The 26,993-nt window shown below is 35.1% G+C and carries 19 protein-coding genes; 10 read left to right on the forward strand and 9 right to left on the reverse strand.

All coding sequences use genetic code 11. The annotated features are described in order from the left end of the window. Window positions 1–473: 473 nt before the first annotated feature. The 3 genes from BK054_RS05470 (at window position 474) to BK054_RS05480 (ending at window position 4,554) form a co-directional block, all read left to right on the forward strand. Window positions 474–1,322 (forward strand): class I SAM-dependent methyltransferase, encoded by an 849-nt coding sequence (locus BK054_RS05470; protein ID WP_006266024.1) that lies wholly within the window; start codon window positions 474–476, stop codon window positions 1,320–1,322. Window positions 1,323–1,590: 268 nt separating this feature from the next. Continuing rightward, on the forward strand, window positions 1,591–2,181 hold the full coding sequence (locus BK054_RS05475) for an OmpH family outer membrane protein (RefSeq protein ID WP_006266025.1): 591 nt from the start codon (window positions 1,591–1,593) through the stop codon (window positions 2,179–2,181). 93 nt (window positions 2,182–2,274) lie between these two features. After that, window positions 2,275–4,554: a helix-turn-helix domain-containing protein gene (locus tag BK054_RS05480; RefSeq protein WP_071307033.1), complete on the forward strand. Its 2,280-nt coding sequence runs from the start codon at window positions 2,275–2,277 to the stop codon at window positions 4,552–4,554. Window positions 4,555–4,797: 243 nt separating this feature from the next. Here BK054_RS05480 and BK054_RS05485 read toward each other — a convergent pair whose 3' ends face one another. Next, window positions 4,798–5,946 carry an ATP-binding protein gene (locus tag BK054_RS05485; protein ID WP_006257901.1) on the reverse strand — a complete coding sequence of 383 codons (1,149 nt, stop codon included), beginning with the start codon at window positions 5,944–5,946 and terminating at the stop codon, window positions 4,798–4,800. 522 nt (window positions 5,947–6,468) lie between these two features. On the opposite strand from BK054_RS05485, the gene BK054_RS05490 reads away from it, so the two are divergent. The 3 genes from BK054_RS05490 to BK054_RS05500 all read left to right on the forward strand — a co-directional run bounded on the left by BK054_RS05490 (window position 6,469) and on the right by BK054_RS05500 (window position 10,231). Then, window positions 6,469–7,659: a phosphoglycerate kinase gene (locus tag BK054_RS05490; protein WP_071307034.1), complete on the forward strand. Its 1,191-nt coding sequence runs from the start codon at window positions 6,469–6,471 to the stop codon at window positions 7,657–7,659. A gap of 55 nt (window positions 7,660–7,714) precedes the next feature. Then, window positions 7,715–9,223, forward strand: a complete 1,509-nt coding sequence (locus tag BK054_RS05495) for a lytic transglycosylase domain-containing protein (RefSeq protein ID WP_071307035.1) — start codon at window positions 7,715–7,717, stop codon at window positions 9,221–9,223. Window positions 9,224–9,322: 99 nt separating this feature from the next. Then, window positions 9,323–10,231 carry a DUF4837 family protein gene (locus BK054_RS05500; protein ID WP_071307632.1) on the forward strand — a complete coding sequence of 303 codons (909 nt, stop codon included), beginning with the start codon at window positions 9,323–9,325 and terminating at the stop codon, window positions 10,229–10,231. Between the two features lie 43 nt (window positions 10,232–10,274). Here the strand turns inward: BK054_RS05500 and BK054_RS05505 are convergent, their stop codons facing one another. From BK054_RS05505 to BK054_RS05535, 7 genes are all read right to left on the reverse strand, one after another. Further along, on the reverse strand, window positions 10,275–12,257 hold the full coding sequence (locus tag BK054_RS05505) for a KUP/HAK/KT family potassium transporter (protein ID WP_006262477.1): 1,983 nt from the start codon (window positions 12,255–12,257) through the stop codon (window positions 10,275–10,277). Window positions 12,258–12,355: 98 nt separating this feature from the next. Beyond that, window positions 12,356–13,225, reverse strand: a complete 870-nt coding sequence (locus tag BK054_RS05510) for a tyrosine-protein phosphatase (protein WP_071307036.1) — start codon at window positions 13,223–13,225, stop codon at window positions 12,356–12,358. A gap of 251 nt (window positions 13,226–13,476) precedes the next feature. Beyond that, a complete protein-coding gene (rnpA, locus tag BK054_RS05515) occupies window positions 13,477–13,878 on the reverse strand; it encodes a ribonuclease P protein component (RefSeq protein WP_006262479.1) in 402 nt (133 codons plus the stop codon). 70 nt (window positions 13,879–13,948) lie between these two features. Continuing rightward, a complete protein-coding gene (locus BK054_RS05520; protein ID WP_071307037.1) occupies window positions 13,949–15,871 on the reverse strand; it encodes a M1 family metallopeptidase in 1,923 nt (640 codons plus the stop codon). A 54-nt stretch (window positions 15,872–15,925) separates the two neighbouring features. Next, window positions 15,926–17,539: a S8 family peptidase gene (locus BK054_RS05525; protein WP_071307038.1), complete on the reverse strand. Its 1,614-nt coding sequence runs from the start codon at window positions 17,537–17,539 to the stop codon at window positions 15,926–15,928. A gap of 76 nt (window positions 17,540–17,615) precedes the next feature. Next, window positions 17,616–18,476, reverse strand: coding sequence for an MBL fold metallo-hydrolase (locus tag BK054_RS05530; protein WP_071307039.1), 861 nt, complete (start codon window positions 18,474–18,476; stop codon window positions 17,616–17,618). A gap of 774 nt (window positions 18,477–19,250) precedes the next feature. Then, on the reverse strand, window positions 19,251–19,775 hold the full coding sequence (locus BK054_RS05535) for a transposase (protein ID WP_071307040.1): 525 nt from the start codon (window positions 19,773–19,775) through the stop codon (window positions 19,251–19,253). 716 nt (window positions 19,776–20,491) lie between these two features. Between BK054_RS05535 and BK054_RS05540 the strand changes: the two genes are divergently transcribed. The 4 genes from BK054_RS05540 to sufD all read left to right on the forward strand — a co-directional run bounded on the left by BK054_RS05540 (window position 20,492) and on the right by sufD (window position 24,565). Next, a complete protein-coding gene (locus BK054_RS05540; RefSeq protein ID WP_006257890.1) occupies window positions 20,492–20,821 on the forward strand; it encodes a HesB/IscA family protein in 330 nt (109 codons plus the stop codon). A 105-nt stretch (window positions 20,822–20,926) separates the two neighbouring features. Next, on the forward strand, window positions 20,927–22,375 hold the full coding sequence (sufB, locus tag BK054_RS05545) for a Fe-S cluster assembly protein SufB (RefSeq protein ID WP_036471293.1): 1,449 nt from the start codon (window positions 20,927–20,929) through the stop codon (window positions 22,373–22,375). A gap of 64 nt (window positions 22,376–22,439) precedes the next feature. Beyond that, window positions 22,440–23,192 (forward strand): Fe-S cluster assembly ATPase SufC, encoded by a 753-nt coding sequence (gene sufC, locus BK054_RS05550; protein WP_006257888.1) that lies wholly within the window; start codon window positions 22,440–22,442, stop codon window positions 23,190–23,192. Between the two features lie 53 nt (window positions 23,193–23,245). Next, a complete protein-coding gene (sufD, locus tag BK054_RS05555) occupies window positions 23,246–24,565 on the forward strand; it encodes a Fe-S cluster assembly protein SufD (protein ID WP_006257887.1) in 1,320 nt (439 codons plus the stop codon). A gap of 706 nt (window positions 24,566–25,271) precedes the next feature. On the opposite strand, the gene BK054_RS05560 is transcribed toward sufD, so the two are convergent. Beyond that, window positions 25,272–26,966, reverse strand: coding sequence for a ribonucleoside-diphosphate reductase subunit alpha (locus BK054_RS05560; RefSeq protein ID WP_006257886.1), 1,695 nt, complete (start codon window positions 26,964–26,966; stop codon window positions 25,272–25,274). Between the last annotated feature and the right edge of the window lie 27 nt (window positions 26,967–26,993).

Consider the following 26,993-nt stretch of genomic DNA (forward strand, 5'->3'; position numbering starts at 1 on the left):
AGTGATTATATAATTTTACTACACAGTACTAATTTGAGTAGATAAAAGAAAGTAGAATATTCGTAAGAGTTTATATTTATGTATAGTTATCTGGGTTGTCTTCTATCATTTTTTATTTAGAGAATAGGGGATAATATTATGTAATGAGTTAGTACTTTATGGGGGTATTATGATTGGCTATTTTAAAGAAGAAAAATGAAGTTTAATGAAAGGAAGGAACGAAGCTTTCTAGTTATCTACTTTATATTTTTAGTTAGAGTAATTGTTTAGGTTATCTATTTTAGTTTAGTACTTTTTGTTTTTTAAGGGTTGTTATTCGACGTTAAATAATAACTTTAAGTAACATTTTTAGACTTAGGTTTTCTCTCTTTTTATTTTAAAATTCCCCTTAACTAAGTCATTATTTTTTTGTGGTTTTAGAATCATACCCGATATATGTTGTTTATATTTGTGTGGCTTTTAAAACTTCATTGATGGAAATTAATGCAACTATTAAATATATAGAAGTAGAAGATCATTCTGTTTCTAAAGAGAAATTTGAACTTTATTTAGATGAGAAGTTTCAGTTATTAAAAACTGAACCAGTTCCTGATTTGGATAAATTAGATAGTTATTATGAAAGCCCAGAATACATTTCTCATACAGATAGTAAAAAGACTTTCTTCGATAAAGTATATCAGACGATTAAATCAAAAGCTATACAGAATAAGTACAAAATACTTGAAGATATTAAAAGTGATCAAGGTGTACTTTTAGACATAGGATGTGGGACAGGGGAGTTTCTATTAGAAGGAAAAAATAGAGGTTGGTCTGTTTTAGGTTTTGAACCAAATAATGGGGCGAGACAATTAAGCTTAAATAAAGGAATCACCTTAGTGGATTCTCTAGATGATATAGAAGATCATTCTGTAGATGTTATTACGATGTGGCATGTGTTAGAACATATACCTGATTTAGATAAACAGATAAAGACGCTTCAACGTATATTAAAAAAAGAAGGAACACTGATCGTTGCTGTACCTAATTATAATTCTTACGACGCTAAGTATTATGGTCACTATTGGGCAGCTTATGATGTACCTCGTCATCTTTGGCATTTTTCTCAGAAGTCAATTCCGTTACTTTTTAATCCATACCAATTTGAATTAGTAGAAACATATCCAATGTTGTTCGATAGCTTTTATGTTTCACTTTTATCGGAGCAATATAAAACAGGAAAGAAGAATTGGTTTAAAGCTTTTCGTGTTGGATTAAAATCAAATATTGAAGCAAGAGCAAATTTAGAGTACTCTTCACTGATTTATTACTTAAAAAAGAGCTAAGCTACTTTTTAGCAGGATAAGATGCCTTTTTAGTAGTTTAGAAGTACCATTTCTTATTTTAAAGCGATTTAAGCGAGTTTCTACTTAGTAGTGATATCCTTGTATTTCTTTTTTGAGATAATAGTTATTTTGATGGTTTAAAAAAGGTGTTCTGTATTAAGTTTATCTATATAGTTAATGTGTATTGATAGATTTTTATTATATCTTAATTATTTTTATTTAACTGTAAAAAGTTTATTACATTTACAACTGGTTTAAAAAAGCGAAAATGAAAAAAACTATTTTAATGCTAGGTATAGCTGGATTATTATTTTCATGTAATAATAATGCAACTCCTGCTACTGAATTCAAAACTGCTTATGTAGATTCTGCTAAGTTGATGAAGGAGTATGAAGAGATGAAGGATATGGAATCAAAATATAAGATCCAATCTGAAGAAAAAGGAAAAAGCTTAGAAGCTGAAGTTGCTAAGTTCCAACAAGAGGTTCAAAACTTCCAAGCTAATGCTCGTCAAAAAGGACAAGCATGGGCTGAGCAAACTGCTGCTAACCTTCAAAGAAAAGAGCAAGAATTACAGTTTAAACAACAAACTTTAATGCAAGCTTTACAAAAAGAGAGCGGTGAAGAAATGGAAGCTGTAGTGAAGAAAGTAAAAGAACATATCGCTGAGTATGCTAAAAAGAATAACTTAGACTATGTATTCAACACTGAGGATGCATCTACTGTTATCTATAGTAAAGACGGTAATGATGTTACTGAAATCATGATCAAAGAATTAAATGCTAAATATAAAGGTAGCGCTACACCTGCTAAATTAGAGGAGACAAAACCTTCAGAAAGCAAAGAAGATAAAAAGTAATATCTTTGAATTACTTTAGAGAAAGCCCTTGTTTTAACAGGGGCTTTTTTCGTTTAGTACAGTTTTATTATCGTATTTTGTAAAAAAAAAGGAATGACTAATTTTTCAGAAGAAGCAGAATACGTTTTAAAGTTTATCAATGAGACGAATAGATCTCTTTTTTTGACAGGAAAGGCTGGTACTGGTAAAACTACCTTGTTAAAAGAAATTATTAATACTACACATAAGAATGCAGTAATAGTAGCTCCTACTGGGATAGCGGCTTTGAACGCAGGTGGAGTGACTATACATTCTTTTTTTCATTTGCCTTTTGCTGCTTTTGTTCCTGATACTAAGAATCCTCCTATTTTTACTGATACAATCAAGTTTGAAAATCGCGTATCGCTAAGGCGTCATATGCTGATGAGTAATGCTCGTAGAGCGTTGTTCTTAAACATGGATTTGTTGATTATAGACGAGGTTAGTATGTTGCGTGCAGATGTATTAGATGCGATGAACTTTATGTTACAGACTGTGCGTAAAAGTCAACAACCTTTTGGTGGAGTACAGGTTCTTTTTATAGGAGATTTATTACAGTTGCCACCCGTAGTCAAGAACCAAGAATGGGATGTGTTGAAGCGCTATTATGACGGGGTATATTTCTTCCATTCAGAAGTTGTTAGACAGTATCCTCCCTTGTATATCGAGTTAGAGAAAGTATATAGACAGTCAGATCAAGTGTTTATTAACTTGCTTAATAATCTTCGCAATAATCGTGTATCTAGAGAGGATCTGGCACTCTTAAATCAGTATACCAACCCTAACTTTAATATAAAAGATAATCCTGGTTATATCACTCTAAGTACACATAATGCTAAGGCGGACAAGATTAATGAAGACGCACTTAGAGGATTGTTTACGAAGGAGTTTAGTTTTATGCCTGAAGTCGTGGGAGATTTTCCTGAAAAGATATATCCTATCGAGGCTAAAATGACGCTTAAAGAAGGTGCTCAGGTTATTTTTATTAAGAATGATATCTCTCCTGAGAAGCGATTCTACAACGGTAAAATGGGAATGGTGAAGACCTTGACTAAGCATGAGATATTCATAGAGTTTGAAAATAAAGAAGTCATTGAAGTAGAACGATACGAGTGGCAGAATATAAAATATACGGTTGACCCTAATACTAAGGAAATCGTAGAAGAGGTCTTAGGTACCTTTAGTCATTATCCGCTTAAGCTAGCATGGGCTATTACAGTGCATAAGAGTCAAGGGCTTACCTTTGATAAAGCTGTTTTAGACGTATCTAAGGTGTTTTTACCTGGGCAGGCTTATGTTGCCTTATCTAGACTTCGTTCGTTAGAAGGATTAGTTTTATTATCACCTATACAGATGAACGGCTTAGTCAATGATGAGGATGTAATGAGCTATGCAGAGAATAAGGCTGGTGCAGAAGAATTAAATCTGCAATTAAAGATAGAGACAAAGAACTTTCTTCGAAACTATCTGATACAGACCTATTCTTGGTTTAACCTTAGTACACAATGGCATACGCACCTTTATAGTTATAATGCCGAGGCGGAGAGAAGTAAGAAAAGTGCATTTATGGGCTGGGCTCAGCGTATGACAAATCACTTAGATGAAATGGTTGTTCACTCAGAGAAATTTGTCAATCAGTTAAGAGCGTTGTTTGAAGAAGAACCTTTCAGATTTGAGTTTACTAAAGAACGTGTACTTAAAGCGTATGATTACTTTTTCCCTCGTTTAGATCATATGGTTTTTGAGTTATTGTTCACTATAGCACAGGTAAAAACTGCGAAGAAATCAAAGGCGTTCTATGAAGAATTAGTACCGTTAGAAGAGTCGTTATTGAAGACGGTTATTCAGATGAAGAAGGCTTCTATTATGTTGAAGTTAATAGAAGAGGATAAGAAGATATGTAAGGAGAATCTGCGCTCACTAGAGATCAGCGAGTATAAGATTAACCATTTAGTCAATATCGCTAATCTGATAAGAAGTACTAAACTAGGAGTAGAAGAGGAGGAAGATATAGAAGTGTATTCTTCTAGTCCGAAGACGAAGTCGAAAGAGAAGAAAAAATCTACCTTCGTTATTACCTTAGAGATGTGGAAAGAGAAGATGAGTATAGAAGATATTGCATTAACTAGAAAACTGACTACGACTACGATTTATTCTCATATCGGTAAGTTGATTATGGATGGGCATATTACCTTAGAGGAAGTATTGCCAAAAGAACGTATAGAGGAGTTAACCGCTTTATTTGAAAAGAGTAAGGGAATGACATTATCTGAGATTAAAGCGAATGCAGAAGAGGACTTCTCATGGGAAGAATTAAAGTTGTATCAACGTGCAATGGCTCAGAAAGAGGAGTAAGGTATATACTGAAGTAAACATACTGTCATTAGAGAATGAATCAAGTGTGGGGCTTATTTGCTTTTGCTTTGCTAGGGGAGTGCTTGCAGTATTCTAGCACATTCCTTCGACAAAACACCTGTTTTGCCTAGGATTCTCCAAGGAAAGTCCTAGGAATCTGCAAGAAAGTGCAAGCTAAAGCTATACTCTTCTAAATAGAAACAATAAAAAAACGGTCGTATTCATCGAATGCGACCGTTTTTATTACTTCTTATGTATTAACCGTGTTAGCTTTATAGATAGATCTGTGAAGATCATTTTAGCATTACCATTTCGTTCTATATGGTAGATAGCATCACCTAGCTCTTGGTATATTTCATTTATATTTTCTCCGTTGACAAAGGGAGCAAAGTTTTCTAGTTTAAACTTATCTACTGTCGTTTTATAATACACTAGTTCTGGAGTTTGATAGTTTAACAGCAGAGCCTGTCTGAATAGTTCTATACAGAACTCTATAAACTGTTTTTGCTGTTCACGCCCTAAAGCAGCTAGTTCCTCACTCCATTCTATTAATTCTTGAATTACTGCAGCATTTCCCTTGGCTCTAAAGGCTGCTCGTACCCATTGTACAAACCATTTCTCATAAGGTAAGGCATTCGCTTTATTATGCAGTAAGCTCAGTGCTTTATTATAACTTCCTTGCGATTGATTAGCGATCATGATGGCTTCCTGTGGATCACATTGCTCACGTTGTATTAAAGCTTCTTGTATTTCGATAGCGTTAAGCGGAGGAAACTTTAGTACTTGACATCTCGAGAGGATAGTCTGTAGAATATTCTTCTCGTTCTCTGCGATTAGGATAAACACCGTTTTAGCAGGTGGTTCTTCTAATAGCTTTAGTAGTTTATTAGAAGCCTCAGTATTTAGCTTATCTGCCATCCAAATGATCATAATCTTATAACCACCTTCAAAGGATTTTAAGGCAAGTTTCTTCAGTACTTCACTCGCTTCATCTACTCCTATTTGTCCTTGTTTATTCTGAATATCAATGTGGGTGTACCAATCGAAAAGGTTTCCGTATTTATTTGTTTTTAAAAAACTACGCCATTGTTCTGCGAATAGATCACTAGTAGCATTCCTTTTTACAGCTTCTGTCGTAGCTACAGGATACACAAAGTGTAAGTCTGGGTGAGCAAGATTGTTGAATTTGATATTACAGGCATCATTTCCTCCTGTGTTTTCATTACCCGTATTTTTGCATAGTAAATACTGTGCGTAGGCGATAGCCATAGGTAAAGTACCTGTACCTTCTCCACCAATAAATAACTGTGCATGAGGTACACGACCTGATGCAGCTGACTGTATCAAATGATTCTTTAAAAAGGATTGCCCTATAATATCTGAAAATTGCATAAGGCAAAGATAAATTAATTATCAAGTGTTTAAAATAATCAGATTCATAATTGTACAACTATTTTATTTCTGTTTAGAGAATATTTACCTTCACAAAATAGGGTTTGTTCTATAACAATATGTTGTAATAATATGGCTTATTATCAGGTACTAAATCTGTGAAGGGATGATTAAGTCAATGTGTTTTGCGTTTAGTTTTGTGTTAGGAGTATCTATTTTGTTTGTTATTTAGAGTTTTTTAGACAAGTTCTAGTCTATAACTGTTCTAAAATTAAAAATAGTTTAAATATTTATTTGCCCTTATTATTTTGTATTTCTGTCTGTAAATACTATAATATTGAATAATTAATATATGTAAAGTGTAATATATTTATTAATAACTCTGTTTATTGGTGTATTTATAAAAGACTAATGAGTGTAATATGTTAAAATTTTCGTTTAACAATATAATAATCAGGTAGTCTGATATCGAAAAAGATTTATATTTGTGTAACTTATCGTAAAATATATAAAAAAGTAAAGATGAAATCTATTGATAGTTTTGATTTTAAAGATCAAAAGGTGTTGGTTAGAGTTGACTTTAATGTTCCCCTAGATGAGAATTTTAATGTTACAGATACAAATAGAATAGAGGCTGCAAAACCTACTATTGAAAAAATAGTAAAAGAGGGTGGTGTAGCTATCTTAATGTCTCACTTAGGAAGACCTAAGGGAGAACGCAATGACAAGTATTCACTACGTCATATCGTTGCAAAAACAGAAGAGATTTTAGGACATAAAGTTACTTTTGTGAACGACTGTGTAGGAAGTACAGTTAAGGAAGCTATCGTAGCTAGTAAAGCTGGAGATATCATCTTATTAGAGAATCTACGATTCTACGCAGAGGAAGAAAAAGGTGATGAAGGGTTCTCAAAACAATTAGCGGAGTTAGCTGATTTTTATGTGAATGATGCTTTTGGTACTGCACATAGAGCACATGCTTCTACTACTATCGTAGCGAAGTACTTTGCAGATAAAAAATGCTTTGGTTATTTATTAGCTAAAGAGATAGAGAGTTTAAATAAGGTATTGAATAGTACTGATAAGCCTGTTACAGCTGTATTAGGTGGTTCTAAAGTATCTTCTAAAATTACGATTATCGAGAATATCTTAGATAAGATAGATCACATGATTATCGGTGGAGGGATGACTTTTACGTTTATTAAAGCTCTAGGTGGTAAGATCGGTAATTCTATCTGCGAAGATGATAAGCTAGATTTAGCTTTAGATATCTTGAAAAAAGCGAAAGAGAAGAATGTACAAGTACACTTACCTGTGGATATTTTGGCTGCTGATGCATTCGCTGCTGATGCGAATGTACAAGTGGTAGCTGCTAATGAAATTCCTGATGGATGGCAAGGTTTAGACGTAGGTCCTAAGACATTAGAGAGCTTAAAACCTGTGGTAGCTGAGTCAAAAATCATCTTGTGGAATGGTCCTTTAGGAGTATTCGAGATGGAGAAATTCGCGAATGGTACGATCGAGTTAGGTAACTTCATTGCTGAAGCTACTAAAAATGGTACTTTTTCATTAGTAGGAGGTGGAGACTCTGTAGCTGCTGTAAAACAGTTCGGTCTAGCGCCTAAGATGAGTTATGTTTCTACTGGAGGTGGAGCAATGTTGGAAATGTTGGAAGGTCAAGTATTACCAGGAATTAAAGCAATACAAGAATAATAGTAGGTCCCTATGCTTATATACCAAGCATAGGGATTTTATAATACATAGCGCGATGAATTACAAAGTATTAACTTTATTAGCATGCGGTCTTTTTTCGTACTCAGTCATGGGACAGAATGAGCCTAGTACGCTTACAGAAGTATCAAAGAAAGAAATGAGCCCAGAGGTGTATCTGGACTCTATTAAAAAGACATTTGTTAACCATGCTAGTAGTGCTTCTATAGAGAAGCGTTGGTTGAATGAGTTATTAAATCAGGATTTATTTAATGAGCTAGAGAATGAGTTAGCTGATGCAAACTTTGACGAAGGAGATGTTCGTTTTGATGAATTACCTACTGAGCTTTTAAAAGAACGTTTAAAACGATTAAATGAGAAAACACCTTTTAATGTTGAATACAATGAAACATTAGAACGAGTGATTAAATCATTTCTAAAGAATAGAAAACGTTCTTTTGAGAGGTTATTAGGCTTATCAGAATATTATTTCCCAATGTTTGAGGAGCAATTAGCAAAACAAAATGTTCCTTTAGAGGTTAAATATTTATCTATAGTAGAATCTGCACTTAATCCTGTAGCTCGTTCTAGAGTGGGAGCTACTGGTCTATGGCAATTCATGTATCCTACAGGTAAACAATATAATCTAGAAGTAACTTCTTATATAGATGATCGTATAGATCCATTAAAGTCATCTGAGGCAGCTGCTAAGTTTTTATCAGACTTGTATGGTATGTTTGGTGATTGGGATTTAGTATTAGCATCATATAACGCTGGACCAGGTAACGTGAGTAAAGCGATTCGTCGTTCTAATGGATATACGAATTACTGGAATATTAGACCAAATCTTCCACGTGAAACACAAAACTATTTGCCTGCGTTCTATGCTACTATGTATATTTTTGAATATGCAAAAGAGCATGGTATCACGTCTAAAAAGGCACCTATAAAGGTAGTAGAGACTGATACAATAGCGATTAAGAAAACAATGTCTTTTGACCAAATCGCTAATTTATTAGATGTATCTAAAGAAGAAATAGAGTTCTTAAACCCAACTTATAAGTTACAAGTGATTCCTTATGATAGTGGTAAACTGAACTTCTTAAGACTACCTGTAAAGAAAATAGGTTTAATGGCTTCTAATGAAGAGAAGATGTATGCTTATGTTGACTTCGTAGACTCTAAAAAAGAACAGCCTAACTATGCTGTAGTTGCTGAATCTATAGTAGAAAGTAGCTCTGTTAATCCGCGTTATCACACGATACGCAAGGGAGAGAGTGTAGGTACTATTGCTAATAAGTACGGTATTTCGGTAGCTCAATTAAAGAAATTAAATAATCTAAAAGGAAATCTAATCTACCCTGGTAAGAAATTAGTAGTAGGTAAAAAAGCGGTGGCTCAAGCGTCAGGCGGTACTAAGAATAATTTCTATACTGTGCAGAGAGGAGATTCATTATCCTCTATAAGTAAGAAGTTTGCTGGAGTGACTGTGACTAAATTAAAGTCCTTAAATAATATGAAGGACTCAGATGACATTCGTCCAGGTATGAAGTTAAGACTTAATTAGAAGAAGATAAGAGTGAGGTATATTGGTTATGTATTGTTAGTATTGTTTGCACTCGTTGGGTGTAGAGACAGGTCTGCTAAGAATAGATCTAACAATCCTATGGACGAACCTCACCAGATACTTATAGTCATTAATGATAGACTATGGTATGGTAGTGTAGGGGATAGTATAAGAGAACATCTGGCTGTACCTATAGAAGGAATTACACCACCAGAGTCTACTTTTTCTTTAGAACAGATCTCCCCTAATCTATTTTCTTCACGTACGAAGAATAGAAGAAATATAATCGTCTTTTCGGATAACTATAGTAACAATAGTTTTCTGTTTGAGAAAGATAAGTACACTGCTGGTCAGATGTACTTTACAGTTAGCGGAGATTCTAGGAAGGGGCTAATAAGCGAGTTTAAGAAGAATTCAGACTCTATTGTGAGTTCTATTTTGCGCTCTGAGTTTGATGTCGTTGCAAAGCGTATTCTTGAAGGGAAGATAGTTGATATTGATTATTTTCAGGATAAGTTTCAAGTAAGCCTTAATTTGCCGACTACGTATAAGTTGGTTGGAAGTAATTACCACTTTGTATGGTTTAAAAAGAATATTGCTTCAGGTAATAGTAATATTCTGATTTATGATGTGCCAATGGAGAGAATAGAGAATACAGATGATACTATTCTAAATAACTTATTAGCAGTGAAGGATTCAGTGAATGGTAAGTATATACATTCTATAGAAGATAATTCGTATCTAAGGCTCAATGAAGGGTTTATTCCTAACAATAAAGAGTTTGTAAGACAAGGAAGAAAGGTCTATGAGTTCACTGGAGATTGGGACATGCATAATAGCTTTATGAGTGGTCCTTATATGAGTTATGTGTTCCGTGATGAATCAGCTAGTAGGTACCTGTTTATAGAAGGGTTAGTATATAATCCAGCTATGGGAAAGAGAGGTATCTTAATGGAAGTAGAATCAATCGTAAACTCATTAAAGTTTAATGAGAGCGAAACAAATTAAATAGAAGTAAAAAGGCGTTCATCACTGAACGCCTTTTTATGTATTAATACCTTCTGTGTAAAGGTAATTCTTCTATTGGGTTTATCACCATAGGGAATCGTTCTACGGTTACAGCACTACTGTCAAGACCAAAGGCCTTTTCTTCTGATAGTGCTAGTTTTTTAAGCCATTCATATAGTGTAAGTATGATTGTTTCATGAGCAGGTAGTTCATTGTCATAAGACAATTCTTTCTCTATCAATACATATTCAAAGTCTGTATAAATATTGTTTTTTTGTAAAGAGGTGTATTTACTGATTACATCTACTTCTCCTGTTTCAGTTAGCTCTTTGAGTACCTGTTTCATGAGTACACTGATCTTTTGGTCATTTCTAAAACCTAGATAAAAGTCAACACGGATAATATTATCAGCACCCATCTTCTGTATTTTGTATTCTAAGTTATAAGGTTGATCACTAACATTCACATGTATGAACCAATAGTTATCTGCTCTTTTAGGTCTACGTTGTGTGATAGAATACAATGCTTTATATTCTATTTTAGAGCATGTATTGGAGTTGGTTAGATAGATTAGATTAGAAGCAAATTTAGGAATGCTTGTATCTCCACTGATATCTAGAAGAATGTCTTTATACTGTTCTATATTGACAAACTCAGTATAGTTCTTTCTTATCTTCTTCGCTAGGTAGTTTATAATCATCGTACCTGCTAGCAAAGATGCTATGATAACGGTAACATAACCACCATGAGTGAACTTCTGAACGTTAGCGATAAAGAAAGATACCTCTAAGCTTAGGTATATTAGTTCGACTAATACGATTACAACAATATGTACACGTTTTAGGTACATATAGTAGCCTAGTAAGATTGTAGTCATGATCATACACAAGGTAATTGCTAGTCCATACGCAGCTTCCATATTACCTGACTCTTCGAAGTGTAGTACCACGAATACACAGCCTAAGAATAGTAACCAGTTGATAGAAGGAATATATAATTGACCTTTTACATTGGTCGGGAATTTTACTTTTACTTTTGGCCATAAGTTAAGTCTTATCGCTTCATTGATTAGTGTAAATGATCCGCTTATTAGGGCTTGTGATGCGATTACAGCCGCTATTGTTGCAATGGCTATACCAAATGGCAAGAACCACTCAGGCATAACTAAAAAGAAAGGGTTTGCGGGGTTTTGATTATCCGGTGATAGTTGTAGTAGTGTTTGGTTAGAAAAGTTGATTAAATAAGCTCCTTGTCCAAAATAACACAACACTAGCATCGCTTTTACAAATGCCCAAGTGATGCGTATATTCTTTATCCCACAATGTCCTAGATCACTATAAAGTGCTTCTGCACCTGTAGTACATAGAAAGACAAATCCCAATACAAAATAACCTTCTGAGTGTATAGAAAGTAAATGAACTGCATAATAAGGATTTAAAGCCTTCAATACTGTAAGGTTATCCATTAAGTGAAATAGACCAATTATCCCTATCATTAAGAACCACAAGGTCATCATAGGGCCAAAGAATTTACCAATAGCCTTGGTACCAAATTGTTGGATGACAAAGAGAATAAAGATAATTCCTATCACTATCGGAATAGTCTGTAGGTTGGGTTCATATATTCTAAGTCCTTCTATAGCTGATGATATAGAGATAGGAGGGGTGATGATACCATCGGCTAATAGCGCACTACCTCCAATAATAGCAGGAATGATTAACCAACGTTTCTTCAACCTCTTGACTAAAGTATAGAGTGAGAATATACCGCCCTCACCATTATTATCTGCCTTTAGGGTTAGAAAAACATACTTAATGGTCGTCTGTAAGGTTAAGGTCCAAAAAACGCATGAAATAGCTCCTAAGACAATATCCTCTCGGATAATCTCTTTTCCTATGATGGCTTTCATTACATAAAGTGGGGATGTACCAATGTCTCCATAGATAATACCTAATGTCACCAGTAGTGTTCCTAAGGTTATTTTATTCAATTGAGAACTGTGGCCATGTGATGACTGTGCTTGCATAAAACTGTCGGATTTAAACTTGTAATTTGTAACGATATGGTTACTAATAAGCTAATAGTCAGAATAGGAATATATACCACTCCATGGCTAGTCTTAGTTTAGTAAAGATATTTTGCTTTTAATAAAGCGATATCCACTTCTAATATTTCTGTTAGGTACTGTTCTACAGAATTATAATATTCTTCTATAGTATTCAATGCTTTTGCTAAGAATTGTTCTTGTACTGTGAATAGGGTTAGAAGTGTTTCGGCTTGTTGTGTTTCTAGATTAAATTGTTTTTGTATTCTTTGTATATCGAGATTGACATATTGATTAGTCAATAGGTAATCTTCTATCACTGTATGTTGATTCACGCCTAGAGCAGATAGGAGTAGAGCAGCAGCGAAGCCTGTTCTATCTTTACCTGCAGTACAGTTAAACATTAGTGGAGCCTCAGAACATTCTACCTCTCTAAAGAAAGCTTTGTATTGACTTTGGTTGTGGAGTACCAGTTGTTCATTGATATCCACTAAGAGTTTAGTAGCTAGGTTTATATCTCCCTTTTGTACGATCTGCATGACCTGATTCTTACTAAGATTACCAGGAGTGATCGGTAGAAGTACTTCATTAGTAACTGTTTTTGGTAACAGTGTTTTCTGCTCTTCACTTTCTTCTTCACTTCTAAAGTCTACTATTGTAGTCAGCGGAAGTGAGCTTAGGTAGTTTAGATCTACGTCAGTTAGGTTGCTCAATTGTCCTGAGCGGAATAAGCACCCCCATTTGACTGTTTTGTTATCCTCTGTTTGATATCCGCCTAGATCTCTGAAGTTAGACTGACCTTCTAAAGGTAGTTGGCGCAATCTGTTATTCGCTACTTCAAGAGCTTTGTGTGTAGTATTAAGGTCTAGAGTGCTTTTGTTAGGTGTAGAGATGTGTTCTACATCACTATCTGTTTCAATTAAACAATTTCCTTTTTCTAAATTTTGCATAGAGCTATCACTATTTTAAAGCCTGAACAAACTCAGGTATATTTATAACAATGCTTTTCTGAACTCTTACATGTAAGTAGCATTAGATGCTAGATATTGTAAAAATGATCAACTCAATCAAGAATAAATAATACATTTAAACAATAAAAAGGTATTTATTTATTAGTATTTAATGATTAATAATCAGAAAACTATTAAGTTAAGTGTATTTTTAATATAGTGCAAATATAAGATGTAAAAAAGACAAACTATTAAGAGTTGTCTTCTTTTTTTTCTGTTGTAGCGTCTATGAATTTCTCGAAAAGCTTAATCATCTTCTCGTTTACATCTTTGAATGTTAATCTATCTTTAGATTGATAGAATAGCATCATTGCATAAGGCTTATCTATATTTTCTAGTAGTAAGTGTTTATTCTGCCTATATGCTTCGCGTAGTAATCTTTTAAAATAGTTTCTATCTACCGCCTTTTTAAAATGGCGTTTAGATACAGATACTCCTACTTTTAGAGGGAGGTCTTCTTGATTAGCTATTTGCACGTATACCATTCTCAAAGGGTATTTACTCACAGTTTTACCAGTTGTAAATAACTCTTCGATTACAGTTTTGCTTTTTAGCTTTTCCTTTTTAGGATAATTGTATTTTTTTTGTTCCATATAGACTGCAAAGGTAGCAAAGGAATATGAAATATTTATAAATAAAATAGGCCGCTACTGCGGCCTATTTCTATTTTGTATAGATACTATTTTCTTGATTTACATCAGCCATAAACTGGCTTGGGTCGATCACTATTTTCTTAATAGCACCTTTTGGTTTATTGATTGTGAACTTATATTCTGGTTGAGCCCATCCCCATCCATCTAACACTGTTCTTTCGTATTGTACGTACTGGTTAGGTTTGATCCAGTGCATTGAAGTATAAGGAATATAGAATGTCTCTATAGAACCATCTTCGTATTCTACTAAAATATCTAAAGGCATACCCATTCTTCCCATTCTACCTAAAGTAACTAAAGTTTGGTTTTTCTGTACCTCTTCTACGAATAAGATAGAGTAGTCTATCGTGTTGTTCGTCTGTGTCCAGTCGATTAAATATTGGTCTAATACAGCACCAGATACTTTCTCAGCTACACGCTTGAAGTCATTAGGAGTAGGGTGAGTGAACTTGTATTCATTATAGTACGTTCTCAGTGTAGTCATCATATTATTCCACCCGATTAGGTAAGCTAACTGAGTTAAGAAGATAGATCCTCTGCTGTATGCAGAAGTAGAATAAGCTCTATTTGTCAAGTAATGATCTGCATGTGTGCTTAATGGCTCTTGCATCCCTTTAGACACTAAGTTGTAGTAGCTCTTATAAGTAGATCCGAATGGGTTCACATCTTCTTGTTGGTCTTTAGGTAAGATTTTTAGCATCGCTAGGTCAGATATAAATGAAGTAAACCCTTCATCCATCCATTCGTGTTTCGTCTCATTAGTAGCTAAAGCATGTTGGAACCAACTGTGCGCTAACTCATGAGCAGTCACTCCTGCTAAGCTTGGGAATGATCTCTCACCTGTGATTAGGGTACACATAGAGTATTCCATACCTCCATCACCTCCTTGTATTACAGAGTATTGGTTATAAGGGTAAGGACCTACATTCTCATTGAAGAATTTCATTAACTCTGCTGTTACAGGCTGTAGTTTTTTCCAGTTATCTATAATAGCAGGGTTGTTTTTATATAAGAAGTGAAGTTTCACTCCATCAGGTCCATCATACGTATCGTGTATGAAGTTAGGGTCTGCCCCCCATGTAAAGTCTAGTACATTCTCAGCCTTAAAGTGCCATGTAAGCTCTTTACCTTTCTTGATAGAGTTATCATCGATACCAGCATCTTGGTATCCATATCCTACCTCATTATTATTTATGATATTACCTGTACCACCTAAGATATAGTTTTTATCTAACGTTATTTTTACGTCGAAGTCACCCCATGCACTGTGGAACTCTCTACCTAGATACTGCTCAGCATGCCATCCTTCGAAGTCATATTCAGCGATCTTAGGGAACCATTGAGACATAGACAGTGCTACACCTTCTTTAGAGTTTCTACCAGCTCTACGGATCATCACAGGAGCTTGTCCGTCGAAGTTCATTGTGAATACAGTAGATGACTTAGGAGCGATAGGTTTTTTTAGAGTCACCTCTAGTATAGTACCTACTTCTTTCGTCTCTAAAGCCTCACCATCTTGCATCATTTTAGATACCTTTAGGTATCCTATTTCGTTGTCTTTTAGCTTTGTGATTCTACTCTCGAATACTTTTCTACCTCTCACTGTTTTAGTATCTACCATACGAGAGTCAGGATCAGCGATATTTGATAATAGTGCATCCATATCACTATTTGGTTGGAATGCGTTGTAGTAAAGGTGGAAGTATACTGCTTTTAAAGTATCAGGTGAATTGTTTGTGTAAGTTAACTTTTGAGTACCTGTGTATTGGTACTTTTTCACGTCCATCTTCACGTCCATTTTATAGTCAACATGTTGTTGCCAATAACCTGGATTAGGGTTGTTTTGAGCGATTGCGTCTATTAGGGCAATAGAGCAGATAGCTAGAGTTAGTAATATTTTTTTCATAATGTGTTTGAAATCAAAACTCCACATATATTATGCATAAATGTGGAGCTTTTTATATTAAGGGTTACTTAGTTACAAGTTTTATTTTTTAGCTTTTGATAATTTCTCAGCTAATAATAATGCATTGTACGCATTTACAAACTTACCAGAAGTAGAGATAGATTGGAAATTTCTGATTTCTTTTTTCTCACCTACTACTACGTCGAAGTTTACTGCTACACCTGAGTCCATGATGATTTTCTTCACTTCTCCAGCTGTAAACTCTGGGTAATAAGCTCTCACTAATGCTGCAACACCTGCTACGTTAGGAGAAGCCATAGAAGTACCTTGTAAGTACTCATAACTATTCGTTGGTACAGTAGCATAAATTTTCACTCCAGGAGCGAATACGTCTACATCATAATCACCATAGTTAGAGAAACGAGCCACCATATTTTTACCAAACTCTGGGTTAAGAGCTCCTACTACTAAGAAGTTGTTAGAGATCTCTGGTCCCATCTTTACGTTATCGTTAGGGTAGCGCTCTACACCTCCAGGGATGTTTAAGTCCATAGCATCATTACCTGCAGCTACTACGATAAGTACGTCTTTCTCTTCTGCATATTTAATAGCGTCACGTACCCACTGACTGTTTTCTTCATAGTATTTACCGAAGCTTCCGTTGATTACTTTAGCACCGTTATCTACTGCATATCTGATCCCTAATGCAATATCCTTATCATACTCATCACCATCTGGTACAGCTCTTACAGCCATGATCTCTGCTACGTCAGATGCTACACCGTCTCCACCTAAGTTATTACCACGAGTCTGAGCGATAATACCAGCTACGTGAGTACCGTGTTTTGCCTCTTCTCTTACAGGTCCGATCACGTTGTTATCACCATAGATTCTATCATTGATATCTGTATGATCATCACCTACTATCTTTCTACCGTCAAACTCTAAGTTTAAGTGGTGTTTCGCTTTACTTTCTACACTGTTTTTGTAAGCTTCTAACCAAGATAACTCTCTTCCACCTGCTAAGATATTATACATAACATTCTTAGAGTGGATGATTTCTTCAGTCGCGTCTAATGGAATACTGTTTAAGTCATCCATTGTGTAGTCTTTCTTATCTAGGTATTTTGCGATACGCTCATTCGCGCGCAATAACATATCTACACGTAGTTTGCTCTCTTGGTTGCTTTTTATTTCTTCGTCGTATTCCTTCACAGCTCTTTTATACTGATCAGAACCGTCATCACCTCTACGGATCACACGTACCATCTCTACGTTTTCGTGTACAGACTGTCCTAAGAAGTTCCATCCGTGGATGTCATCGATGTATCCATTATTATCATCATCGATACCATTACCCGCTATTTCATTAGGGTTTGTCCAAACTTGAGTTTTTAAATCATCGTGATCAATCTCAATACCTGAATCTACAACTCCTACAATTACTTTCTTAGGTAATTTCTTTCCTTTAAGAATTTCTTCATACGCTCTGTCAACAGACATTCCAGGAACAGTATCATTAATGATGTCTAAATGACTCCATCTGCGTAATTGTTCTTCTGTAAGTTTTGTTGTTCTCTTCGGTAGATTATCTACACCCGAGATCGGTGTATTGGTAATCGTACTCGTTGTACCACAGCTAGTTAAAGCTAATGCTAAAGCAGCTGATAGGTATAAAGGTTTAATCAATCGCATTATAGTTAAATTTAAATTATCAATGTTATTCGTGCTAAAAATATAAATAAGTTACATCTTGAAAGTGTACTTAACACTAAATTAAGATTTCATTAGCTTTTAAATTCTCATTTAGTCTCACTCCTTTTTCAGTATGTTGCACAGTGATGATTTCATTATGAGCATCGTGTTCTAAGAACAAATACCAATTCTCATCAGCTGCCATCTTTAAGAATTTCTCTTTTTCGTCTAGTGTTAGCAGGGGTCTTGTATCGTATCCCATTACATAAGGAAGTGGGATATGTCCTACTGTAGGCAGGAGATCGGCTACATAAGCTATCTTTTTGCCTTTATAGTTCAGTATAGGGATCATTTGTTTCTCAGTATGTCCATCTGCGAAGAAGATATCAAAGCCTAATTCGGAGTTGTGCAGTATGTTTCCTTGAGCCTTTGGGATGAAGTGAAGTGCACCGCTATCCTGTATAGGAAGGATGTTCTCTGATAAGAAAGAAGCCTTCTCTCTCGCATTCGGTTTAGTTGCCCATTCCCAGTGATTCTCATTCGTCCAGTACTTCGCGTTCTTAAATGCGTTTACATATCCTGTTCTATCACTATTCCAGTTTACAGCACCTCCTACGTGGTCGAAGTGTAAGTGTGTCAAAAATACATCTGTGATATCATCTCTGTGAAAGCCATGCTTAGCTAGAGACTTATCTATGCTATGGTCTCCCCATAGATTATAATAACCAAAGAATTTATCAGATTGTTTATTTCCCATACCTGTATCGATAAGGATCAGTCTGTTGCCCTCTTCGATAAGGAGTAGTCTAGCCCCTAAGTCGATGAGGTTATTAGCATCAGCAGGGTTGGTTTTGTTCCAAATCACTTTAGGAACAACGCCAAACATAGCACCACCGTCTAGTTTAAAGTTGCCACTTTCTATAGCGTATAGTTTCATAATTGTTTTAGTTTATTTGAGTTAGGTGCAAATTACTAAAATTATTTCTCCTAGTCTCTCTTTTTTGCAAAAGTCTGTCACTGGCCTTGGTATAGAAGAGATTCTAATCGGTTATCTAAGGAAGTGATACTAGTATATAGATGCTTCGGGTAGAGATTTAGTACGGTTCGGTAAAAGGGTACTTATCCCAAGTAAACACTGCTTATTACCGAACAACTTCCGAACAATTTTTGAATTAAAAATGGTAAAGTGTTTATTGATAGTTGTTTATGTTGAAATGAAATAACCAAAAGAAGGCAATCTCTCCAATATTAACCAAAAAGGGCAAAAGAGGGCGATAGTTAATGAAGAATTAGGAATTGTATTGTGATTATAGTAGAGACGGATTATTATCCGTGTCCAGAAAGTAGGTCAGTTAATTGTATGGTCAATAAAGTAGAGACGGAATATCATCCGTGTCAAACAAAGTAGCCACATCAATGTACACACTGATTATCATCCGTGTCAAACAAAATACCCCAATCAATGTAGAGACAGATCATTCGTGTCCAAAAAGTAGGTCAGTTAATTGTATCGTCAATAAAGTAGAGACGGATTATTATCCGTGTCAAACAAAGTAGCCATATCAATGTACACACTGATTATTATCCGTGTCAAACAAAATACCCTAATCAATGTAGAGACAGATTATCCGTGTCCAGAAAGTAGGACAGTTAATTGTATCGTCAATAAAGTAGAGACGGATTATCATCCGTGTCAAACAAAATAACAATATCAAAACTCATTATAAAACCTGTCCTTATTCCAACGTGAAGGATTAGTATGAATATAATTAGCAATATTATTATATGCAGAAGCTGTTCTGATTATATGGTCATGATATCCATCTTGCCAAAAGAACGCTATACCAAGACTTTTAGCATCTTTCTTTACTCCAACTTTAAACCCCTTTATTATATTTCCTAAACTTCCAGATACGCTTTTAAATTCCTTGTTATTATCAATTTTCTTAGTATTATAATTACCTCTATTAATATGCAAGATACCATGCACATGATTTGGCATTACAATAAATGCATCCAAAACAACAAATGGGTAATAATGAGGGATACTGAACCAACAATTTAAAACACATTTCCCTAAATCATTTAAGTACATCTTATCTTGAAATATATACCCAAAATAATGTTTCATATCTCTTGTACAAATAGTAATAAAATATGTCCCATCATTTGTATAGTCCCACCATTTAGCTCTATTTGAAGACCTATTATACACGCCTTTAAACTTCTTATTCATAATTTTTTTTATGATTAAACATAGCAAAAAGCAATCCTTACTGATATGTATATTAAATGTTTACAATTTATTAATATTGATTTATATCTATCCTTTTCGTGTTTAATGTAGTTTTTTAAATTCTTTGGGTGACACGGATAATAATCCGTCTCTACTTTGATATTGATTGGGTTTGTTTGACTTGGATGATGATTTGTTTATTTGACACGGATGATAATCCGTCTCTACTTTATTGACGATACAATTAACTGACCTACTTTTTGGACACGAATGATCTGTCTCTACATTGATTGGGGTTGTTTGATATGGGGGGAGGGGGACTTCTTCTTTTTAATGGATATTTAGAGATAGAGATTTGTTATTTTTCGCTTTTATATTTTATTGATAAAGGATAACTTTGTCTTTTTGAAAAAATATTGCCTTGATTTGTTCAATACATTCTTTTAAATGTCCTTGAATAGTATAATTAAAGGTACAATATTTGCAATAAAGTATTTTAGTAGAGCAAAATAATCGAATTAAGTGATTAGTTTTCAGTAGGTTTTTTACTAAAGTAGTTAGGAAAGAATATCAAAAAAGGAGTTCTAACGATAGTTTTTATCGATATTAGTATTAAAACTTCTAATCGTTATAAATATGTTAGTTAGTACAAGAAACCATTTTTTTATAATACCTTTGTAAATCAAATTTTAGAACTAATCTATTTTAAAAAAGGTATGATAAAAGTTTCAGATATAGCGAGTAAACGCGTGGCCCTTTTGATGGAAGATGAAGGGTTTAACCATACTACAGATTATGTACGTGTAGGAGTGACTAGCGGAGGATGTTCCGGACTTTCGTATCAATTAAAATTTGATCACGAGATAGGAGAAGACGATAAGGTTTTCGAAGACAATGGTGTAAGAATCGCTGTGGATAAGAAAAGCTTTTTGTACCTAGTAGGAACGACTTTAGAGTATTCTGGAGGATTGAACGGTAAAGGTTTTTATTTCAACAATCCAAATGCAAGTAGAACTTGCGGATGTGGAGAAAGCTTTTCATTATAAGACCTCAAGGTAGAAAGGCGGATGTACGTCTGTCTTTCTTTCCTTTTGATAATTAGTTTAATAAAAGAAGCGTACGAGAAAGTAGTGGCTTTTAAGTATAAATATATGAGTAAGTATACAGAAGAAGATTTAAAGAAAGAATTAGAAACCAAGGAGTATGAGTATGGATTCTATACAGATATAGAGTCAGAGACATTTCCTGTTGGGTTAAATGAAGATATTGTTAGAGCGATCTCTGCTAAGAAAGGTGAGCCTGAGTGGATGACTGATTGGAGATTAGAAGCATTCCGTATTTGGGAATCGATGGTGGAGCCAGAATGGGCTAATGTGAACTATACTAAACCTGATTTTCAAGCTATATCTTACTACTCTGCACCTAAGAAGAAGGATGAGTATAAGAGCTTAGATGAGGTGGATCCAGAACTGATAGAGACTTTTAATAAACTGGGTATTTCGCTTAACGAACAGAAGCGTCTTACTGGTGTAGCGATGGATATCGTGATGGACTCTGTGTCTGTAGCGACTACATTTAAAGATACTCTAGCTGAGAAAGGTATTATATTCTGTTCTATCTCTGAGGCGATCAAGACTCACCCAGAGTTAGTGAAGAAATATTTAGGTACTGTGGTACCACAGACAGATAACTTCTATGCGGCGCTGAACTCTGCAGTATTCTCTGATGGTTCATTCTGTTATATTCCTAAGGGTGTTCGTTGTCCTATGGAGTTGTCTACATACTTCCGTATTAACCAAGCTGGTACAGGTCAGTTTGAGCGTACATTAGTGATCGCTGATGAGGGTAGTTATGTTTCTTACTTAGAGGGATGTACTGCACCATCACGTGACGAGAACCAATTACACGCTGCTGTAGTAGAGCTTATCGCTATGGATGATGCTGAGATTAAGTATTCTACTGTTCAGAACTGGTTCCCTGGAGACAGTGAAGGAAAAGGAGGAGTATTTAACTTCGTGACTAAACGTGGTCTATGTGAGAAGAATGCTAAAATCTCGTGGACACAAGTAGAGACAGGATCTGCTGTGACATGGAAGTACCCATCATGTATATTAAAAGGGGATAACTCTATCGGTGAGTTTTACTCTATCGCTGTGACGAATAATTTCCAACAAGCGGATACAGGTACTAAGATGATACACTTAGGTAAGAATACGAAGTCTACTATTATTTCGAAAGGTATATCTGCTGGTAAATCTCAAAATAGTTATAGAGGATTGGTTCATATGGGACCTAGAGCTGAGAATGCTCGTAACTTCTCTCAATGTGACTCTTTATTAATGGGTAATGAGTGTGGTGCTCATACATTCCCTTATATTGAGGCTAAGAATACTACTGCTCAGATTGAGCATGAGGCAACAACTAGTAAGATTGGTGAAGACCAAATCTTCTATTGTAACCAACGTGGTATTCCTACAGAAAAAGCGATTGCACTTATCGTTAACGGATTCTCTAAAGATGTGTTGAATAAGTTGCCAATGGAGTTCGCTGTAGAAGCACAAAAATTATTAGAGATTTCTTTAGAAGGAAGTGTAGGTTAATCTACGCCTAAACTAAAGAGTTCAAAAAATCAGATTACCTCAACAAAATTAAATAAGACAATTTATGTTACAGATAAAAAATTTACACGCAAGTGTTGAAGATAAAGAAATATTAAAAGGAATTAACTTAGAAGTAAAAGCTGGTGAAGTACACGCTATCATGGGACCTAACGGTGCTGGTAAGAGTACATTATCATCTGTGATCACTGGTAATGAAGCATTCGAAGTTACTGAAGGAGAGATTCTTTTAGAAGGAGAAGAGTTAGGAGAATTAGGACCAGAAGAAAGAGCTCATAAAGGGGTGTTCTTATCGTTCCAATATCCTGTAGAGATTCCTGGTGTTTCTGTAACTAACTTTATGAAAACAGCAATCAACGAATCACGTAAAGCACAAGGATTAGAAGAAATGCCTGCGAACGAGATGTTGAAAAAAATCAAGGAGAAAGCGGAGTTATTAGAGATCGATAGAAAGTTCTTATCTCGTTCTCTTAACGAAGGATTCTCTGGTGGTGAGAAAAAACGTAATGAGATCTTCCAGATGGCTATGTTAGAGCCTAAGTTAGCTATCCTAGATGAGACTGACTCAGGACTAGATATCGATGCTCTACGTATCGTAGCGAATGGAGTGAACAAACTAAAAAGTGAAGATAACGCAGTAGTGTTAATTACGCACTACCAACGTTTATTAGACTATATCGTGCCAGATTTCGTACACGTATTATACGATGGTAAAATCGTTAAGACAGGAGGTAAAGAATTGGCATTGGAATTAGAAGAAAAAGGATACGATTGGATCAAAGCTTCTTTAGAGAAGTAAGAATACTAGATCTCAAGAATCAATCATTTTAATCTAATTGCAAAGAAAGAATTATGGAGCTTAAAGATAAATTAATTACGTCTTTTGTGGCTTTTGAACAAGGTTTAAAAGGTGAACATGAAGGTTTACACGATATTCGTTTAGAAGCATTAAAGACATTCGAAGATAAAGGATTTCCTACTAAGAAAGTAGAAGCGTGGAAGTACACTTCATTGAATTCAATTTTAAAGAATGAATTTCGCGTATTACAGAAAGAGGAGACAGCGATAGAGTATAAAGATGTAAAGAAATACTTCTTAAGTGATTCTGACACGTATAAATTGGTGTTTATCAATGGAGTGTTCAGTTCTCATTTATCATCTACTACTCATGATGGTTTAGACGTATGTTTAATGTCATCTGCACTGACTAAGCCTAAATATAAAATGGTGATCGATGCCTTTTATAACAATACGGCTGATAAGACAGATAGTATGACGGCGTTAAACACAGCTTTTGCTACTGAGGGAGCATTTATTAATATTCCTAAGAGTAAAGTAGTGGCTAAGCCGATAGAGATTATATACTTCTCTACGGTAGCGGATAAAGCTCTGTTAGTACAACCTCGTAACTTAGTAGTAGTAGGAGAGAATGCTCATGTACAGATCGTAGAAAGACATCAGAACTTGACTAACTCTACTGTACTTACTAATGCTGTAACTGAGATCGTAGCGCATAAACGTGCTATCGTAGATTTCTATAAGTTACAGAATGATAATGAAGAAGCTACACTAGTAGACAATACATATATTACTCAGAAGCAAGAGAGTAGAGTTTCTGTTCATACTTTCTCATTCGGAGGTAAGTTGATTAGAAATAACTTAAACTTCTATCAAGACGGAGAGCGCATTGATAGTACGTTAAAAGGTGTGACACTAATCAGTGATAAACAACACGTGGATCACTACACATTAGTATCTCATAACCAACCTAACTGTGAGAGCCACCAGAACTACAAAGGTATCTATGATGGTAATTCTACAGGAGTATTTAATGGTAAGATCTATGTAGATAAAATAGCACAGAAAACAGATGGTTTCCAACAGAGTAATAATATCTTACTAAGTGAGAAAGCTAATATCTATGCTAAACCACAGTTAGAAATCTTCGCTGATGATGTGAAGTGTTCGCATGGATGTACTATAGGGCAGCTTAATGAAGATGCGATGTTCTATATGCGTCAAAGAGGAATTCCTAAGAAAGAAGCAAAAGCATTACTAATGTATGCTTTCACAGATGAAGTAATGGAGTCTGTAAAAGTACCTGAGTTAAAATCTAAGGTAGCAAAAGTAATTGCTGGTAAATTAGGAGTATCTATGGGATTTGAAATTTAATTTCACGTTTTTTATACTTGGTCAAATATAAAAGAGACTGCCTAAGGCAGTCTCTTTTTGCATTTATTAAATGCTATGGTCATATTGGTTAGGTATGATAATAAAAACGACCTAGCTATTGGGGGAGCTAGGTCGCTTAAGAAAAAGAAAGTTTGTTGTTTTTGTTGTACAAAGTATATTTCATATATCGTGCCAAAAAATGTAACGTGCTGTTTTTTAGTATTTGAGGGTATAAAGTGTTGTTTTTTTAACTATATTTTAAGAGATTACTAGTATTCGTATTTTTATACTGCAATTAAATGTCAGTATAGCTGAATTGCTATTGTGTATTGCTGCTAGTGAGTAAATAAGAAAAGGGTATTGCACAGAGCGTGTTTAGAGGTGTTAATATGCTGTTTTTCGACAATTACTTATATAGTGTGCTTTTAGTAAGAGATATTGGCTTAAAAGGTACTATATGATGCTGTGGTATGTGTCCCACTTTATGCGACCATAATAGACTAGAAGTGTGCATATAGAGTCATAAAAGTCAGTGTAGAGAATAAAGAAAGTATGAAGTGATAGTTTTGTCTACAGAATTATAGTTCATACGTTCTTTGACATACTGTATACTACGATGAGGTAGAAGAGTAGGGATATAAAAAGAGAGAACCCTCTGTGTGAAGATTCTCTCTTTATAGATTATAAGATAATATAGATTGAGTGCTTAAGATTCGCAACTGCTACAAGTCACTAGGTTAGTTACCATCTCTTTAGAGACACTCTGACTACGCTGGTAGTACAATGTTTTAACTCCTAGTTTCCACGCTTCGATCATTAGGTTGTTTACTTCCTTGATCGGTAGAGCAGAAGGGATGTTTAGATTTAAGCTTTGTGCTTGGTCTACGTACTTCTGTCTTACAGCAGCTTGTTGTATGATTTCAAGTTGACTGATTTCTTTGAATGTCTTGAATACTGCTTTTTCTTCTTCAGTAAGACCTTCTATCTGCTGTACACTACCACCGTTAAGCATGATAGTTCTCCATGTTTCTTCGTTGTCTAGACCTTTTTCTTCTAGTAACTTCGTTAAGTATTTATTCTTACGCATGAAGTTTCCTTTAGATAGTCCTGCTTTGTAATAGTTACTACTAAAAGGTTCTATACCTGGAGAAGTCTGTCCTAAGATAGCAGATGATGATGTAGTAGGAGCGATAGCCATAGTAGTCGTGTTACGTCTACCATATCCTTTCATGATTTCTGGTTCACCATAGATGCGTGCTAATTCTTGAGACGCTTTGTCCGCTTTAGCACTGATATTATCGAATATTTGATTCGTAAGCATTTTAGCTTGTAGTCCTTCGAATGGGATCATATTCTTCTGTAAGTATGAGTGCCATCCTAGTACTCCTAAACCTAATGCTCTATGGCGTTTAGCAAAACGATTAGCAGCAGCTAAATAGTAGTTTCCTTCTGTTTTTTCTATAAACTCTTGAAGTACTGCGTCTAAGAAGTAGATCGCTAGTTTAACAGCTTCTGTGTCTTTCCACTCGTCGTATAACTCTAGGTTCATAGAAGATAAACAACAGATGAACGATTCGTCATCAGAAGAAGGTAGCATAATCTCAGAACAAAGATTACTTGCGTTCACACGCATATTAAGATCTTTGTATACTTGTGGTTTATGCCCATTCACATTATCAGAGAAGAATAAGTATGGCATACCTTTTTGTTGGCGACTCTCTAGTACTTTAGCCCATAACTGTCTCTTCTCTCTATCCCCATCTATCATCTCTTGCATCCAGTAGTCTGGTATACATACTCCATAGAATAGGTTCTGAATAGGATTACCGATATTTTTTATATTTAAGAATTCTTCACAGTCAGGGTGGTCTATGTCTAAGTATGCTGCAAAAGCACCTCTACGTACCCCTCCTTGTGAGATGGTGTCCATAGCTGTATCGAATAACTTCATAAAGCTTACAGCACCACTACTTTTACCATTATCTGTTACAGCACTACCTCTCTCGCGAAGCGCTCCAAAGTAACCTGATGTACCACCACCAATTTTGGTTTGCATAATCACTTCACCAAGCTTGTGTGTGATTCCTTCTATACCATCTGGAATATGTACATTAAAACAAGAAATAGGCAGACCTCTCTCTGTACCCATATTAGCCCAGATAGGAGAGCTCAGACTCATCCATCCACGTTCTATCATCTCTTGGAATGATTCTTTTAATTCGGGTTTATACAGTCTTCTGGCAGCAGCTGATGCGATACGGTCGATAGCACCTTCTACTGTTTCTCCTTTAAGCAAGTATCCTCTATTAAGGATTTGTTCACTTTCAGAGTTTTTCCACCAAAGTTTTTCTGTTAGGTTATCGTTGTCTTCTGTCAATAATGGTAATGAGAAATTGTTCATAGAATTCTTTTAGATTTTTTTGATAGT

The organism is Myroides sp. ZB35 (assembly GCF_001865835.1).
In the GTDB taxonomy this organism is placed as follows: Bacteria; Bacteroidota; Bacteroidia; order Flavobacteriales; family Flavobacteriaceae; genus Flavobacterium; species Flavobacterium odoratimimum.

Bases quoted from the DNA above. Each gene is read 5' to 3' on its own strand.
- BK054_RS05470 (WP_006266024.1), top strand. From the start codon at position 474: ATGGAAATTAATGCAACTATTAAATATATAGAAGTAGAAGATCATTCT.
- BK054_RS05475 (WP_006266025.1), top strand. From the start codon at position 1,591: ATGAAAAAAACTATTTTAATGCTAGGTATAGCTGGATTATTATTTTCA.
- BK054_RS05480 (WP_071307033.1), top strand. From the start codon at position 2,275: ATGACTAATTTTTCAGAAGAAGCAGAATACGTTTTAAAGTTTATCAAT.
- BK054_RS05485 (WP_006257901.1), bottom strand. From the start codon at position 5,946: ATGCAATTTTCAGATATTATAGGGCAATCCTTTTTAAAGAATCATTTG.
- BK054_RS05490 (WP_071307034.1), top strand. From the start codon at position 6,469: ATGAAATCTATTGATAGTTTTGATTTTAAAGATCAAAAGGTGTTGGTT.
- BK054_RS05495 (WP_071307035.1), top strand. From the start codon at position 7,715: ATGAATTACAAAGTATTAACTTTATTAGCATGCGGTCTTTTTTCGTAC.
- BK054_RS05500 (WP_071307632.1), top strand. From the start codon at position 9,323: ATGGACGAACCTCACCAGATACTTATAGTCATTAATGATAGACTATGG.
- BK054_RS05505 (WP_006262477.1), bottom strand. From the start codon at position 12,257: ATGCAAGCACAGTCATCACATGGCCACAGTTCTCAATTGAATAAAATA.
- BK054_RS05510 (WP_071307036.1), bottom strand. From the start codon at position 13,225: ATGCAAAATTTAGAAAAAGGAAATTGTTTAATTGAAACAGATAGTGAT.
- rnpA (WP_006262479.1), bottom strand. From the start codon at position 13,878: ATGGAACAAAAAAAATACAATTATCCTAAAAAGGAAAAGCTAAAAAGC.
- BK054_RS05520 (WP_071307037.1), bottom strand. From the start codon at position 15,871: ATGTGGAGTTTTGATTTCAAACACATTATGAAAAAAATATTACTAACT.
- BK054_RS05525 (WP_071307038.1), bottom strand. From the start codon at position 17,539: ATGCGATTGATTAAACCTTTATACCTATCAGCTGCTTTAGCATTAGCT.
- BK054_RS05530 (WP_071307039.1), bottom strand. From the start codon at position 18,476: ATGAAACTATACGCTATAGAAAGTGGCAACTTTAAACTAGACGGTGGT.
- BK054_RS05535 (WP_071307040.1), bottom strand. From the start codon at position 19,775: ATGAATAAGAAGTTTAAAGGCGTGTATAATAGGTCTTCAAATAGAGCT.
- BK054_RS05540 (WP_006257890.1), top strand. From the start codon at position 20,492: ATGATAAAAGTTTCAGATATAGCGAGTAAACGCGTGGCCCTTTTGATG.
- sufB (WP_036471293.1), top strand. From the start codon at position 20,927: ATGAGTAAGTATACAGAAGAAGATTTAAAGAAAGAATTAGAAACCAAG.
- sufC (WP_006257888.1), top strand. From the start codon at position 22,440: ATGTTACAGATAAAAAATTTACACGCAAGTGTTGAAGATAAAGAAATA.
- sufD (WP_006257887.1), top strand. From the start codon at position 23,246: ATGGAGCTTAAAGATAAATTAATTACGTCTTTTGTGGCTTTTGAACAA.
- BK054_RS05560 (WP_006257886.1), bottom strand. From the start codon at position 26,966: ATGAACAATTTCTCATTACCATTATTGACAGAAGACAACGATAACCTA.